A 14,722-nucleotide genomic window follows, 5' to 3' on the forward strand; every position below is an offset into this window, starting at 1 on the left:
GTCACCGAACGGCCGGGTCAAAGACGATCGTCTGATCGTCGGCGGTCCGCGTTCTCCACAGGTCAGTGGGTGGATGTCTGTGCGGAGGCGGTTAGGGCGTCGCCGCTCGGGGTGCGGGTGTAGAGGACCCGGCGGCCCAGGCGGTGGCCGGTGACCAGGCCGCAGGCGCGCAGGACGCCGAGGTGCTGGCTGACCGCGCCGGCGGTCACGCCCATCCGTCCGGCCAGCTCCGTCGTGGACGCGGGCGTGGCAAGCGCGGTGAGCAGCTCGGCGCGGCGGCGGCCGATCAGCGCGGCGAGGGCGTGCGGGGCCGCACCGCGGTCGCGGCCGGTCTCCCACAGCGTCGCCACGCCGTTCGGCGGGTAGCTGAGCATGGGCTGGTAGGGCGGCATCATCACCGACACGTTCGGCCACACGAACGCGCTCGGGACCAGCAGCAGCCCGCGGCCCAGGAGTTCGCCGCGGAAGTCCCAGCGCCGGTCGACCGTGAGGGTGCCGGCGTTCCACGAGACGTCCTCGTGCAGGTCGCCGAAGACGCCGGCGGCGCCCTGCGCGGCGAGCGCGCGGGTGCGGCGCAGGACGTCCCCTTCGAGGAGGTCGCGCAGCCGCGGCCAGTACGGTTCGACGGCCGCGGACCAGTACCGCTCCAGCAGGCCGGCGAGCGTCTCCAGGGTGCGTTCGGGGGCGGCGGCCATCGCCAGGCGCGCCGGGTCCGCGCGGCGCCCCGGCTCGGTCCAGCGCAGCTCGTCCGCGACGACCTCGGGCGGCGTGTTGCGGACGGTCTCCAGTTCGGCGGCCAGGTCGGGCAGCGGCGTGTCCGGCGGCGGGGTGAGGAAGTCCGGGATGTACCCCCAGGGCGGGACGGCCGCCATCAGCGGCTCCATGTCGAGGCCGCGCAGCCGGGGCCGGACGCCGTGCACCCACGGCAGGTGCAGCGCGTGGCCCGACGGGTCGGTGAGCACCCGCAGGCTGCGGACCAGCTCCCACAGTGGTGAGAACGCGAACCGGACGCGCGCGGCGTCGTCCGGCGCGAACACGAACTCGATCACGGCGCGACCCCGGTCATTTAGCCCACACTAAATCAATGCCGTCGTCCGCCGCGTTCCCGGACCATCGTGCAAGTGACCACCATGGACGACACTCCTGTCGGTCCCCCGCCGGGCCGGATCGCGGCGTTCCTGCGGCCGCGGGTCGGCGGCCTGCCGCGGACGTTCTGGGTGCTGTGGGCGGGCTCGCTGCTCAACCGGCTCGGCACGATGGTCGAGCCGTTCCTCGGCCTGTACCTGACCACGGCGCGGGGCCTGTCGCTCGGGCAGGCGGGCGCGGTGATGGCCGTGCTCGGCGCCGGCTCGTTCGGCGGGCAGCTCGCGGGCGGCGCGCTCGCCGACCGGCTCGGCCGGCGCGTGACCCTGACCGGCGCGACCGTCGGCACGGGCGCGGCGATGCTGGCGCTCGGCCACGCGCACGGGATCGCGATGATCACGGTGTCGGCGCTCGCCCTCGGCCTGCTGCTCGACATGTACCGCCCCGCGGCCCAGGCGATGGTCGCCGACATCATCTCCCCGGCGGAGCGGCCGCGCGCGTTCGGGCTGCTGTTCTGGGCCGTCAACCTCGGCTGGGCGTTCTCGATGGTGCTCGGCGGCACCCTCGCCCGCGAGGGCTTCCAGCTGCTGTTCTGGATCGACGCGCTCACCTGCGCGGCGTTCGGGCTGCTGGTGTGGCGCGCCGTCCCGGAGACCCGGACGCGCGGCGCCGGTGAGGACGCCGGGACGGGCGGGTTCGGCCGGGTGCTGCGCGACCGGGTCATGGTCGGCTACGCGGCCGTCATGCTGTGCTACACGTTCGTGCTGATGCAGTGCATGACGACGATGCCGCTGGCGATGCGGGAGGTCGGGCTGGGGCCGCAGGACTACGGCATCGCCATCGCCGCCAACGGCGTGCTGATCATCATCGTGCAGCCGCTCGTCGGCGCGTGGCTGAGCCGGCGCGACCACAGCCTGGTCATGGTCGCCGGGTTCGTGCTCGTCGGCACCGGTTACGGACTGACCGCGCTGATGTCCTCGCTGCCCGGCTACGCCGCGGCGATCCTGGTGTGGACGCTCGGCGAGATCACCGCCGCGTCCGTGCTGCAGGCCGTCGTCGCCGACCTCGCGCCGCCGCACCTGCGCGGCCGCTACAGCGGCCTGTACGGGATGGCGTGGTCGGGCGGGTTCCTGCTGGCGCCGCTCGGCGGCACCCAGCTGCTCGGCGCCGGCGGGCCGGCGCTGCTCTGGCCCAGCTGCGCCGCCCTGGCCCTCACCGCCGCCGCCGGGCAGCTCGCGCTCGCCCCGGCGATCCGGCGGCGCCGCGCCGCGGTGATCGACACCACCTTTTCGTCATAGTGACGACACCACCGCGGCCGAACTAGGCTGGAGCCGTGGCACAGCTCAGGATCGCGCTCGCGCAGGTGAACCCGACCGTCGGCGACCTCGGCGGCAACGCCGACCTGATCGTGGAATGGGCCCGCCGCGCCGCCGGCGCGGGCGCGCACCTGGTCGCCTTCCCCGAGATGATGCTGACCGGATACCCGGTCGAGGACCTCGCGCTGCGCGCGTCCTTCGTCGAGGCGTCCCGGCGCGCCCTGGAACACCTCGCCGCGCGCCTCGCCGGCGAGGGCCTCGGCGACCTGCCCGTCGTCACCGGCCACCTCGACCGCCCGCCGGTCGGCCTCGTCCGCGCCGGGCAGCCGTCCGGCCTGCCGCTGAACGCCGCCGCGTGGCTGCACGGCGGCGAGGTGCTCGTCCGGTCGGCCAAGCACCACCTGCCCAACTACGGCGTGTTCGACGAGTACCGCATCTTCGTGCGCGGCGACCGGCTGCCCGTGGTCCGCGTCCACGGCGTCGACGTCGCCACCGCCATCTGCGAGGACCTCTGGCAGGACGGCGGCCCGGTCAGCGTCGCCGGCGAGGCCGGCGCCGGACTGCTGCTCGTCCTCAACGCCTCCCCCTACGAGCGCAACAAGGACGACGTCCGCCTCGGCCTGTGCGCCGGGCGCGCCCGCGAGGCCGGCTGCGCGCTCGCCTACGTCAACATGGTCGGCGGCCAGGACGAGCTGGTCTTCGACGGCGACTCCGTCATCGTCGGCCCGGACGGCTCGCTGCTCGCCCGCGCCCCCCAGTTCACCGACCACCTCCTCGTCGCCGACCTAGCGCTGCCCGCCGCCGACCCCGCCGCCGCACCGGGCCGCACCCCGGTCGACGCCCACGACGGCACCGCCATCACCATCGACCGGCTCGAACTGTCCGCCGACCCGCTGCCCGCCTACCCGGTCGCGCCGCAGACCGTCGCCGAACCCCTCGACGACATGGCCGAGGTGTACGGGGCGCTCGTCCTCGGCACCCGCGACTACATCCGCAAGAACGGCTTCCGCTCCGTCATCCTCGGCCTGTCCGGCGGCATCGACTCCGCCCTCGTCGCCACCATCGCCTCCGACGCCATCGGCCCGGAGAACGTGCACGCCGTCCTGCTGCCGAGCCGCTACTCCTCCGAGGGCTCCGTCACCGACGCCGAGGACCTCGTCAAACGCCAGGGGATCAACGCCCGGACCGTCCCGATCGCCGCGATGGTCGAAGCGTTCGAGGCCGAACTGGACCTGCACGGCCTCGCCGCCGAGAACCTCCAGGCCCGCATCCGCGCCAACGTCTGGATGGGCCTGTCCAACGAGCACGGGCACCTCGTGCTCACCGGCGGCAACAAGAGCGAGCTCGCCACCGGCTACTCCACCCTCTACGGCGACTCCGCGGGCGGCTTCGGGCCCATCAAGGACGTCTTCAAGACCACCGTCTGGGACCTCGCCCGCTGGCGCAACGCCCGGGCGGGCGCGGACCTGCCGTTCCTGCACCCGTTCGCGCAGGAGCCCATCCCGCAGGTGATCATCGACAAGGAGCCGTCCGCCGAGCTGCGCCCCGGCCAGCGCGACATCGACAGCCTGCCCGACTACTCCGTCCTCGACCCGCTCCTCGCCGACTACGTCGAACGCGACCTCGGCCGCGACGCCCTCGTCGCCGCCGGCCACGACCCTGACCTCGCCGACCGGGTCATCCGCCTGGTCGACCTCGCCGAGTACAAGCGCCGCCAGTACCCGCCCGGCCCCAAGATCACCCCGAAGAACTTCGGCCGCGACCGCCGCCTCCCCATCACCACCCGCTGGCGCGAGCGTTGAGCCCTGCCGGCCCAGGGGGGCGACCCCCTGGAACCCCCGTCACGACCGACGGGCCGTTTCCCGCTCCGCTCGCTGCACTCGCTCCGCGTGCCCGCACGTGACCCGTGGCCGAGGTTCGAACGAACCGGGCCGCGGCCCCCTCATCGCAGGGGTGCGATTCACTCCCTGTGATGGCTTTCGCCGGGCCAGGCGGAGTCGAGGTCGACCGGGTCGGGGTCGATGCCGGGGACGATCTGCTCGCACCAGACGACCTTGCCCGCGGCGGTGCGGCGGGTGCCCCAGCGGTGCGCGAGCTGGCTGACGACGAGGAGGCCGCGGCCGTTCTCGTCGTCGTCCTCGGCGCGGCGCAGCCGGGGCAGCGCGGCGGAGCGGTCCAGAACCTCGCAAACGAGGGTGCGCTCGAAGAGCAGGCGCAGCTCGATCGGGCCGGGGGCGTAGCGCAGGGCGTTGGTGATGAGCTCGGACGCGAGGAGTTCGGTGGTGTAGTCCAGCTCCTCCAGGCCCCACACCGCCAGCTGGGTGCGGACGAGGCCGCGGGCGCGGCGGACGGCGGCGGGGTCGGCGGGCAGCGTCCAGGAGACGAACTTGTCCTCGGGGATGCGGCGCAGCCGGGCGATGAGCACGGCGATGTCGTCGCGGTGCTGGTCGGCGTAGACGCCGGCGAGGGTGGCCTTGGCGAGGTCCTCCATCGGGCGGTCGACGGCGCCGGGGCCGAAGATGCCCTTGAGGCGGGCGAGGCCGTCGTCGATGTCGCGGCCGCGGTTCTCGACGAGGCCGTCGGTGTAGATGACGAACAGGCTGCCGTCCTCGACGGTGAACTCGCGGCTCTCGATGGCGGCGCCGCCGGCGACGCCGAGCGGCGGGGCGGGCGGGACGGTGAGGTACTCGGTGTCGCCGGACGGGCCCGCCAGCAGCGGCGGCAGGTGCCCGGCGGAGGCGATCTCGATGGTGCCGGTGGTGGCGTCGTAGACCGCGTACACGCAGGTGGCGAAGTGCGGCTCCTGCTCGCCGAGCTCGATCATCAGCTCGTGCATGACGTGCAGGGCGTCGGCGGGCGGCAGTTCGAGGTTGGCGAGGGTGTGCAGGGCGGTGCGCAGCCGGCCCATGGTGACGGCGGCGCGCACGCCGTGCCCGGCGACGTCGCCGACGATCAGCGCGACGCGGGCGCCGGGCAGCGCGATCGACTCGTACCAGTCGCCGCCGACCTCGACGAGCTTGCTGCCGGGCAGGTAGCGGTGCCGGACCTCGACCGAGGACGGCGCGGACAGCCGCAATGGCAGCAGGCTGCGCTGCAGCGCGAGCGCGGTGGAGCGCTCGCGGCTGAACTGCCGGGCGTTGTCGATGACGATCGCGGCGCGGGCGGCGAACTCCATGCCGATCTCGACGTCGTAGGCGTCGAACTTGCGGAAGCCGGGGATGCGGGTGCAGGCGATGAAGCCGAGCAGGGTGTCGCTGGCGATCATCGGCAGCAGCACCATGGAGACGCCGGCGAGCAGGTCGCCGGCGGGGCGGCGGCGCCACTTGTCGCCGATGTCGCCGGCCGCCTCGGCGTCGACGTGCGGCAGGTGGACGGGCTGGGCGGTCTCCATCACCTGCCGGTAGGGGGTGCCCTCGGGGAACACCAGCACCTCGCCGACGGGGAAGGTGGCGCCCCACCCGGGGTTGCCGTCGTCGGAGGTGACGGCGATGCGGCGCAGGACCGCGGCGCCGGACTCGCTGTGCACCTCGTCGGCGGCGACGAGGCTCTCCAGCACGAGCACGGAGGCGGCGTTGCAGTAGTGCGGGACGACGACGTCGACGAGGCCGCGGGCGGACTGGTCGAGGTCGAGGGACGCGCCGAACCGGGTGAGCTGGTCGTCCATCAGGGCGCGCCGCATCAGGGCCGGGTCCTGGTAGCGCTCGCTGGGCGGCAGCGGCACCCGGACGTACAGCAGGCCGGCGGGGCCGGTGCCGTTCTCGCCGCCGAGCATCGGCTGGGCGGTGACGACCGCGTCCGGGGAGGGGCCGCCGTCGCCGCGCGGGACGGCCAGCACGGCGGTGCGCTCCTGGCCGGCGGCCAGCGCCTCCAGCAGCGTCTCGAGCTCGGCCTTGGCCTCGTCGGCGACGAGGTCGGCGGCCGGGCGGCCGATCAGCTCCTGCGGGGCGCGGCCGACGACGGCCGCGGCGTTCGGGCCGCACTGGACGATCCGCCGGGCCCCGTCCACGCCCAGGACCAGGGTCCGGGACGCCGAATCGGTGGCGGGCGCATCGCCTCGCGGCGCCATGACGGATCTCACCTGACGCGCTCCAGACAGCCGGTCGTCTCAGCACTACCCAGCGACAGTATGGGGCATGACACGTGATCGGCGGGAGAAGATCACGGTTACCGCACCGAAAACCGTGCGGTAGGCGGGTTCCCGGGCGCCGTCTCCCGTGGGGAGCGGACCCCGGCGCCCCTCGGGAAGAGGCGCCGGCTCCGGTCAGGACGGCGCGCCGATCCCCCTCAGCAGGGAGTCGACGACCGCCTCCGCGTATCCCTCGGGGAGGGTCTCCTGCGGGGTCTTCGTGGACAGCGACCCGACCAGCATCGAGATGGCGACCTCGAGGTCGACGTCCGCCCGCAGCTCCCCGGTCTCGATGCCGCGCCGCAGCACCCCGCGGATGACGGCGCGGCGCGGCTCGATGACGTCCTGCTTGTAGCGGGCGAACAGCTCGGGGTACTTCTCCGCGCCGCCGACCACGTTCCAGAAGCAGCGCGAGTAGCGCTTCTTGCGCTCGGCGGCGAGGGTCCGCGCGATCTCCAGGAGGTCCTCGCGGGCGGACACCCCGGACGGCGCGGGCAGCTCGCCCTTCGCCGCGCCGAGGGCGCCCACGATCAGCGTCTCCTTGCTGGGCCAGCGCCGGTAGATCGTCGTCTTGCCGACGCCGGCCCGGGCGGCCACCGCCTCGATGGAGACGCCGGCCACCCCGGACTCCGCGGCGAGCAGGTCGAGGGTGGCCTCGATGATGGCCTTCTCGGCCCGCTCGCTGCGCGGACGTCCCGGCGCGCGGTTGGTCGTCGTGTCGCTCATGTCAGGCTCACGTTCTCACACGCGCGCCTTCTCCGGCTCGGAGGCCGCCTGCTCCTCCTCCGCCGCGGGGGCGGCGGCGCCGCGTCCGGGCATCCACTTCAGGACGACCAGGGCGCCGAGGAACGACACGACGGCGGCGGCGATCGACGCGGTGTGCATGGCGTGCACGAACGCGGTGTCGGCGGGGCCGACCAGGCCCTGGCCCGCGGTGCCCATCCGGGCGGCGACGGCGTGCGCGCCCTCGATGGACTCGCCGGCGGCCTCGCGGGCGCCGGCGGGCAGCGCGGCGAGCCGGTCGTGCAGGTCGCCGCGGTACACCGACGCGACGACGGAGCCGAGGACGGCGACGCCCATCGCGACCGCGACCTGCCGGGCGACGTTGTTGACGGCCGATCCGGCGCCGGCCTTCTCGCGCGGCAGCGCGGACATGACCGACTCGGTCGCGGGCGGCATCACGTTGGCCATCCCGGCGCCCTGCACGAAGAACACCACGCCGAGGATCCACATGGGGGTGTCCGTGCCGACGAACTGGTAGCTCGCCAGCGCGACGGTGACCAGCAGCAGCCCGGACGTGCAGACGGCCTTGGCGCCGAAGCGGCGGACCATGCCCGCGCTGCGCGGGGAGAAGATCAGCTGGGCGGCGGCGAAGGGCAGCACCATCGCGCCGGACTCCAGCGCGCTGAGCCCCCGCACGGACTGCATGTAGAAGCTGGTGAAGAAGAACACGCCGGTCGCCGCGAAGAAGCACAGCGCGATGGACGCGACGGCGGACGACATGCGGGGGTCCTTGAAGAGCCGGACGTCGAAGGCCGGCGAGGCCGTGCGGGCCTCGTGCCAGACGAACAGGGCGAGGACGGCGAGGCCGGCGAGGATCGGGCCGAGGGTGCTCAGGGCGAGCCATTCGCCCTTGTCGCCGCCCTGGATGATGCCGTACGACACCACGACCAGGCCGACGACCGACAGCACGACGCCGATCGGGTCGAGCCGTCCGGGGCTGGGGTTGCGCGACTCGGGCACCAGGAACGCGATCAGCGTGACGCCGGCGACGATGACCGGCACGTTGATGAGGAAGACCGAGCCCCACCAGAAGTGGGCGAGCAGCAGGCCGCCGGTGAGCGGGCCGATGGCGACGCCGAGGCCGACGGCGCCGGCCCAGATGCCGATGGCGCGGGCGCGCTCGTGCGGCTCGAACACGTTGGAGATGATCGACAGCGTCTGCGGCATGATCGCGGCGCCGCCGAGGCCCATCAGGGCGCGGGCGTAGATGAGCTGGTCGGGCGACTGGGCGTACGCCGACGCCAGCGAGGCGAGGGCGAACACGGCCATGCCGCCCATGAGCACGCGCTTGCGGCCGATCCGGTCGCCGATGACGCCGAAGGTGAACAGCAGGCCGGCGAAGACCAGCGTGTAGGAGTTGATCGACCACTCGAGCTGGCTCTGGGTGGCGCCGAGGCCCTTCGCGGGGTCGGCGATGGTCTTGAGCGCGACGTTGAGGATGGTGTTGTCGAGCACCACCACCAGCAGGCTCACGGTCAGGACGCCGAGGATGTACCACCGGCGCCGCTGGACGGTCTGGGAGTCCACAGTGCTCCTTGGATCGTGGACGGGGGAATGCGATACGGCTACGTCTCGTTTCGTCAGGAGCGTACGCCGCAATGCATCGATACGCAACCGTAGCGTTTCGTATTTTGTTCCGGCCGGGCGCCGGAAAGATCCGGGAATCTCGGGGGCTACCCGAATCGTTTTCGAAGTGGCACCATCGGATCCGTCTGGGTACGCCACCGTGGCGCCTCAAGACCGGAGGTTCTGCATGTCTTCTTCTGTAGCGCCGCCCGCACAGCCGACCGCACTGTACGGCGGTACCGGCGGGCGACGGGTCACCGTACGCGACATCGCGGCCGCCAAGGAGCGGCACGAGAAGTGGCCGATGCTCACCGCCTACGACGCCCTCACCGCGCGGATCTTCGACGAGGCCGGCATCCCCGTGCTGCTCGTCGGCGACTCCGCCGCCATGGTCGTCTACGGCTACGACTCGACCATCCCGGTCACCGTCGACGACCTGATCCCCCTCGCCGCGGCCGTCGTCCGCGGCTCCAAGCGCGCGATGGTCGTCGCCGACCTGCCGTTCGGCTCGTACCAGACCGGCATCCCCGAGGCGCTCGCCGCCGCCACCCGCTTCCTCAAGGAGACCGGCGCGCACGCCGTCAAGGTGGAGGGCGGCCGCCGGATCCTCCCGCAGGTCGAGGCGATGGTCGCGGCGGGCATCCCGGTGATGGGCCACCTCGGCCTCACCCCGCAGTCGGTGAACGTCTTCGGCGGCTACCGGGTGCAGGGCCGCGGCCAGGCGGGCGAGGAGCTGATGTCCGACGCCAAGGCCCTGGAGGCCGCCGGCGCGTTCTCCGTCGTGCTCGAATGCGTCCCCGAGGACCTCGCCGGCCGCGTCACCTCGTCGCTGTCCATCCCGACGATCGGCATCGGCGGCGGCAACCAGACCGACGCGCAGGTGCTGGTCTGGCAGGACATGGCCGGGCTCACCCCGCACACCGCCAAGTTCGTCAAGAAGTTCGCCGACATCGGCGGCGTGCTCGGCGACGCCGCCCGCACCTACGCCGAAGAGGTCGTCAGCGGCGTCTACCCCGCCGCCGAGCACACCTACCACTGAGTCCGCGCCCCGGAGGGCGGGCCGTCCCGCCCCCGGCAACGAAGGCCAGCACCGGTCCCGTCACCGACCCACCCCGGTGACGGGACGACCGCCCGCGCGGTCGCGTCTCGCCCGACGCGACCGTGCGGGCGTTCCCATCGCGCCGCCCGGGCTCCGGGTCACTGGTCGGGGTTCGAGCGGACCATCTCGGCGCGCTGGTCGCCGTCGCCCCCCGCGCGGGCCTGCCCGTTGCGCGGCGGCGGGACGCGGGACGGGGCGTCCGCCACGATCTCGTCCCGCAGCGTGTCGACGGCGGAGCGCAGCACGTCCGGGCCCGCCACGTTCATCAGCAGCAGCCCCAGGTTGAGGGCCATCTGCCCGTCGGTCATCTCGCTGCCGGCGAGGGCGTCCACCGCGGTGCGCAGGTCCGCCTGGTCCTCGGCGGAGACGTTCTGCAGCAGGCCGAGGCAGTACGTCGGCAGCGCCAGCCGCGACTTGGCGAACGAGACCCCGCGCATGATCTCCCCCGCCTCCTGCGCGCGGGTCTTGGCCTGCATCCGGTCGACGCCGCGGTCCGCGGCGGCCAGCAGCGAGGTCAGCAGCGTGCTCGGCCCGACCGCGACGTCCTCGTCGCCGACGCGGACGGTGAACACCGCGCTGCGGAACACCATCATCGAGCCGAGGCTGGCGACCAGCACCTGCGTCGCCGCCGCCACGTGCGGCGACGCCACCCCGAAGCGCCAGCCGAAGGTGTGCAGGAGCAGCAGCGACCCGGCGCCCGCTCCCCCGTTGATCAGCACGTACGCCCAGGTGCTCGGCACCCGGACCAGCGTGGTGGGGCGGTCCCGGTACCGGCTGACCAGCTCGGCGACGCCGACCAGGCAGCTCAGCGAGACCGCGACCAGGTATCCGGCCATCCGGCTCCGATCAGCGCCCGGTCAGCCGGACGACCTCGTCGATCTCCCGCTCGATCGCGACCAGCCCCCGGTCGTGCAGCCGCTCGACCGCGTCGGCCACCTCCAGCAGCCCGAGCCCGGTCGCGTGCCGGATCTCCGCCAGCGACAGCGGCCCGCTCGCACACCGCAACTGGTCGAGCACCCGGACATGGGCGTCGTCGTCGCCGCTGCCGCCCGCGCCCGCCTCACCGAAGTCGCCCCGCGCGCGCGGGGCCTCGGGGGCGCCCGGCGCGGCCGGCCCCCCGGTGCTCCCGGTGCCGGCGGTGCCGGCGGTGCGGCCCGGAGGGGCCAGGAACGTGCTCCACGGGTCCGCGGACCGGATCTGCCTCATCTTCACCTGCCCTGTCGCAAGCCGATCATAGGCGGCGCCGGAGCCGGTGCGGCGGAACCGCCGCAACATCTCCCACGGCGGGCGACGGCGTCCCGCGCCGCGCCCGCCCGTCTCGTCCATGCCCCAACGTCAGCACTTGGACGCGCCGCCGTCGGCTACCGCTCCCGCCATTGTCGCCTTTCCTGGCCGGAACGCGCCACGCCCGCCCGCCAACGCGCCCCGGAAGGCGCCGGTCAGACGTCGGTGATGCGCAGGCCCGCGTGGGCCTTGTAGCGGCGGTTCATCGAGATGAGGTTGGCGGTGAACGCCTCGACCTGGCCGGCGTTGTGCAGCCGGCCGCCGTAGACGCCGCGCATGCCGGGGATGCGCCCGGCGAGCGCCTGCACCAGGTCGGTCGCCTCCCGGTCGTTGCCGAGGACGAGGACGTCCAGCTCCATCTCCTCCACCTCGGGGTCGAGCAGCAGCTTGGCGGACACGTGGTGGAACGCGGCCACGACCCGGCTCTCCGTCAGGACGGCGGCGGCCTGCTCGGCGGCGCTGCCCTCCTCGACCGGCAGCGCGAACGCGCCCTTGCCCTTCTCGAAGCCGAGCGGGTTCACGCAGTCCACGACGATCTTGCCGGCGAGGGCCTCGCGCAGCGACTCCAGCAGCGCCTTGTGCCCGTCCCACGGCACCGCGACGACCACCACGTCGGCGCCGCTCGCGGCGGCCGCGTTCTCGGCGCCCGAGACGGGCAGGTCCGCGCCCAGGTCGTCGGCGGCCTGCTGCGCTCGCTCCGCCTTCCGCGACCCGATGACCACCCGGTGGCCGGCCAGCGCGAACCGGCGCGCCAGGCCCTTGCCCTGGTCCCCGGTGCCGCCGAGGATCCCGATGGTCAGGCCGCTCACGTCGGGGAGGTCGTAGGGCGTCTTCTGCTGCTGCTCAGTCATGCCGCCGAGTCTGCCAGGCGGCCTCCGCGCGGCTTCGCGGCGCCCTCCCGGGTCGCGCGAAACCGGCGTGGCGCCCGCGTCCCGTGCGGCACCATGGTGCGGTGGACGCCGAGCAGATCGTGATGTTGCGCGAGGTGCTGTCCGCCACCGGCTGGCTGGAGCGCACGCAGCACTTCGGGCGCGCCCTGCGGGTCACCTCCCGCACCCCCGGCGGGCTGCTGCTCGTCGGCACGCCCGCGGGCGACCCCTGGCACCTGGCCGCGCACCTGGACGACGAGGCCCGGCTCGGCGACGCCCCGGGCCTGGCGCCCACGCTGGTGCGCTGGTCGCCGCCGCGGGACGCGCCGCCCCACCTGAGCATCGGGCTGTCCCGGCTGGAGGAGGCGCGGCGCGGCGAGACGCTGTTCGTGGTCGCCGAGGACGAGGCGCCCGCGCCGCTGCTCGAACGCGTCGACGACGCCCGCCGCGTCGGCGCGACGATCCTCGCGCTGGACGGCGGCGACCGCGACCTGGAGGACCTGGCGCACGAGGCGCTGACCGTCCCGCCCGGCGAGGCGCTGCTGTCGTTCGACGGCGCGCAGCACCTGGTGAGCGCCGCGGCGGGCGAGGAGCCCGCGCGCGGCGCCCGCGGCCTGCGGCACCGCCTCGCCCGGCTGCTCGAGGCGGTGACCGGCCCGACCGTCGACTAGCCCGCCGGTCCTCTGGTCCTCGCCGTCGGCTAGTCCTCGTTGTCCTTGCGCCACGCCTCGTTGCGCTCGCGCGCCAGCGCCAGCGCGCCGGCCGCGGCGCTCTCGGTCGGGTACGGGCCCATCCGGTCCTTGTCCGGGCAGCCGGCCCCGTGCTCGACCTTCATGTGCTTCAGGCAGAACCACCAGTCACCGTCGTCACCGGCCATCGGCGCTCCTTCCGATCATGGCTCGCGCGGGATTCGTTGCCGCGATCCCGCTGACTACACTCCATCACTATGACGACCCAGCTTCTCCGTCCCGGCAACGTCTCGCCCATGCGCAAGGTCCCGGCGCAGATTCCGCGCCCGGAGTACGTGGGGAAGAAGCGGCCGAAGACCGGCGAGCCGGACGTCAAGACACCTGAGATCATCGAGCGGATGCGGGTCGCCGGCAAGATCGCCGCGCAGGCGCTGGAGGAGGTCGGCAAGCACGTCCGGCCCGGCGTCACCACCGACGAGCTCGACCGCATCGGGCACGAGTACATGCTCGACCACGGCGCCTACCCCTCCACCCTCGGCTACCGGGGCTTCCCGAAGTCGCTTTGCACCTCGATCAACGAGGTGATCTGCCACGGCATCCCCGACGACACGGTGCTGCGCGACGGCGACATCATCAACGTCGACATCACCGCGTTCATCGACGGCGTGCACGGCGACACCGACGCGACGTTCCTGTGCGGCGACGTGGACGAGGAGTCGCGGCTGCTGGTGGAGCGCACCCGCGAGGCGACGATGCGGGGCATCAGGGCGGTCAAGCCGGGGCGCGCGCTGAACGTGATCGGGCGGGTCATCGAGTCCTACGCCAAGCGGTTCGGGTACGGGGTGGTCCGCGACTTCACCGGGCACGGCATCGGCACCACGTTCCACTCGGGCCTGGTCGTCCCGCACTACGACGACCCGAATGCCACGACGATCATCGAGCCGGGCATGACGTTCACCGTCGAGCCGATGCTGACGCTCGGCAGCCACGACTACGACATCTGGGACGACGGCTGGACCGTGGTCACCAAGGACCGCAGGCGCACCGCGCAGTTCGAGCACACGCTGCTGGTGACCGAGGACGGCCACGAAATCCTCACCCTCCCGTGACCCCACCGTCGACCTAGAGTCCCGTTCAGCCCGCGATCCGGCCGGGAGAATCCGCCAGATGAACGCGCCAGCGCCGTACGAGCCGAGGGTTCCGTCCGACAGCATGCCTCCCGGGCGGGCCGCGCTGAGCGTGACGTGGGCGGCACTGCCGTTCCTGACGCTGGGGTACGCGACGCCGTTCACGTTCGCGGCGGCGGCGCTGTGGCGGCGCAGCGCGCATCTGCTGGTGTCGTCGGTGGTCTACATCGGCGTGTTCGCGCTGATGCTGTACCTGCTGCCCGACATCGGCAAGGAGGACGGCACGCAGCAGGCGGTGGGGGTGCTGCTGTTCTTCCTGGCCGTGGTGGGCTGCGGGCACGCGTTCCTGATCCGGCGCCGGGTGTTCGACCCGCACGGGCTGGCGGGCATCGACAACGAGGCCGTCGTGGAGCGGGTGCGGCGGCAGCGGCTGCTGCGCGAGAAGGCGCGTGAGCTGGCGGCGGGCGACCCGGGCCTGGCCAAGGAGCTGCGGATCGGCCGCCCCGACCTGCCGCGCCAGTTCAAGGACGGCGGCCTGGTCGACGTCAACCACGCGCCGGCGGAGGCGCTGACGCTGCTGCCCGGCATCACCCCGGAGCTGGCGGAGAAGATCGAGCGGGTGCGGGCGGAGGCCGGCGGGTTCATGTCCGTCGAGGAGATGTCCGTGGTGGCGGGCCTGCCGCCGCAGCTGACCGGCGACCTCGCCGACTACGCCGTCTTCATCCGCTAGCGGGGCGGCTTCATTCGCCGGCGGGGCCGTCTTCATCGGGCGATCGCGGG

The 14,722-nt window shown here is 73.6% G+C and carries 14 protein-coding genes; 6 read left to right on the forward strand and 8 right to left on the reverse strand.

Annotation, left to right across the window (positions count from 1 at the left end; genetic code table 11):
• Positions 1-62: 62 nt before the first annotated feature.
• Positions 63-1,049, reverse strand: coding sequence for a DUF5937 family protein (locus ACA514_RS22890; protein ID WP_375043249.1), 987 nt, complete (start codon positions 1,047-1,049; stop codon positions 63-65).
• An 81-nt stretch (positions 1,050-1,130) separates the two neighbouring features.
• Between ACA514_RS22890 and ACA514_RS22895 the strand changes: the two genes are divergently transcribed.
• Positions 1,131-2,381 (forward strand): MDR family MFS transporter, encoded by a 1,251-nt coding sequence (locus ACA514_RS22895; RefSeq protein WP_375043351.1) that lies wholly within the window; start codon positions 1,131-1,133, stop codon positions 2,379-2,381.
• Positions 2,382-2,416: 35 nt separating this feature from the next.
• Positions 2,417-4,201 (forward strand): NAD+ synthase, encoded by a 1,785-nt coding sequence (locus ACA514_RS22900; protein ID WP_375043250.1) that lies wholly within the window; start codon positions 2,417-2,419, stop codon positions 4,199-4,201.
• 158 nt (positions 4,202-4,359) lie between these two features.
• On the opposite strand, the gene ACA514_RS22905 is transcribed toward ACA514_RS22900, so the two are convergent.
• The 3 genes from ACA514_RS22905 to ACA514_RS22915 form a co-directional block, all read right to left on the reverse strand.
• A complete protein-coding gene (locus tag ACA514_RS22905; protein WP_375043251.1) occupies positions 4,360-6,465 on the reverse strand; it encodes a SpoIIE family protein phosphatase in 2,106 nt (701 codons plus the stop codon).
• A 195-nt stretch (positions 6,466-6,660) separates the two neighbouring features.
• The gene (locus ACA514_RS22910) at positions 6,661-7,251 is read right to left on the reverse strand and encodes a TetR/AcrR family transcriptional regulator (protein WP_375043252.1); all 591 of its coding nucleotides are present in this window, start codon (positions 7,249-7,251) and stop codon (positions 6,661-6,663) included.
• Positions 7,252-7,266: 15 nt separating this feature from the next.
• Positions 7,267-8,835, reverse strand: a complete 1,569-nt coding sequence (locus tag ACA514_RS22915; RefSeq protein ID WP_375043253.1) for an MFS transporter — start codon at positions 8,833-8,835, stop codon at positions 7,267-7,269.
• Between the two features lie 226 nt (positions 8,836-9,061).
• Here ACA514_RS22915 and panB point away from each other — a divergent pair, with 226 nt between their 5' ends.
• Entirely contained in the window at positions 9,062-9,913 is an 852-nt protein-coding gene (gene panB, locus ACA514_RS22920; RefSeq protein ID WP_375043254.1) for a 3-methyl-2-oxobutanoate hydroxymethyltransferase, read from the forward strand.
• Between the two features lie 158 nt (positions 9,914-10,071).
• Here panB and ACA514_RS22925 read toward each other — a convergent pair whose 3' ends face one another.
• The 3 genes from ACA514_RS22925 to npdG form a co-directional block, all read right to left on the reverse strand.
• Complete coding sequence (locus ACA514_RS22925; RefSeq protein ID WP_375043255.1) at positions 10,072-10,809, reverse strand: hypothetical protein; 738 nt, start codon at positions 10,807-10,809, stop codon at positions 10,072-10,074.
• Positions 10,810-10,819: 10 nt separating this feature from the next.
• Positions 10,820-11,179, reverse strand: coding sequence for a hypothetical protein (locus ACA514_RS22930; RefSeq protein WP_375043256.1), 360 nt, complete (start codon positions 11,177-11,179; stop codon positions 10,820-10,822).
• 233 nt (positions 11,180-11,412) lie between these two features.
• Complete coding sequence (gene npdG, locus ACA514_RS22935; RefSeq protein ID WP_375043257.1) at positions 11,413-12,108, reverse strand: NADPH-dependent F420 reductase; 696 nt, start codon at positions 12,106-12,108, stop codon at positions 11,413-11,415.
• A gap of 122 nt (positions 12,109-12,230) precedes the next feature.
• On the opposite strand from npdG, the gene ACA514_RS22940 reads away from it, so the two are divergent.
• Positions 12,231-12,797: a hypothetical protein gene (locus ACA514_RS22940; protein WP_375043352.1), complete on the forward strand. Its 567-nt coding sequence runs from the start codon at positions 12,231-12,233 to the stop codon at positions 12,795-12,797.
• A gap of 29 nt (positions 12,798-12,826) precedes the next feature.
• Here the strand turns inward: ACA514_RS22940 and ACA514_RS22945 are convergent, their stop codons facing one another.
• On the reverse strand, positions 12,827-13,003 hold the full coding sequence (locus ACA514_RS22945; protein ID WP_375043258.1) for a hypothetical protein: 177 nt from the start codon (positions 13,001-13,003) through the stop codon (positions 12,827-12,829).
• Positions 13,004-13,072: 69 nt separating this feature from the next.
• Here ACA514_RS22945 and map point away from each other — a divergent pair, with 69 nt between their 5' ends.
• A complete protein-coding gene (gene map / locus ACA514_RS22950; RefSeq protein ID WP_375043259.1) occupies positions 13,073-13,924 on the forward strand; it encodes a type I methionyl aminopeptidase in 852 nt (283 codons plus the stop codon).
• 58 nt (positions 13,925-13,982) lie between these two features.
• Complete coding sequence (locus tag ACA514_RS22955) at positions 13,983-14,672, forward strand: ComEA family DNA-binding protein (protein WP_375043260.1); 690 nt, start codon at positions 13,983-13,985, stop codon at positions 14,670-14,672.
• Positions 14,673-14,722: the final 50 nt, after the last annotated feature.

This window comes from Actinomadura sp. NTSP31, from assembly GCF_041951385.1.
In the GTDB taxonomy this organism is placed as follows: domain Bacteria; phylum Actinomycetota; class Actinomycetes; order Streptosporangiales; family Streptosporangiaceae; genus Spirillospora; species Spirillospora napierensis.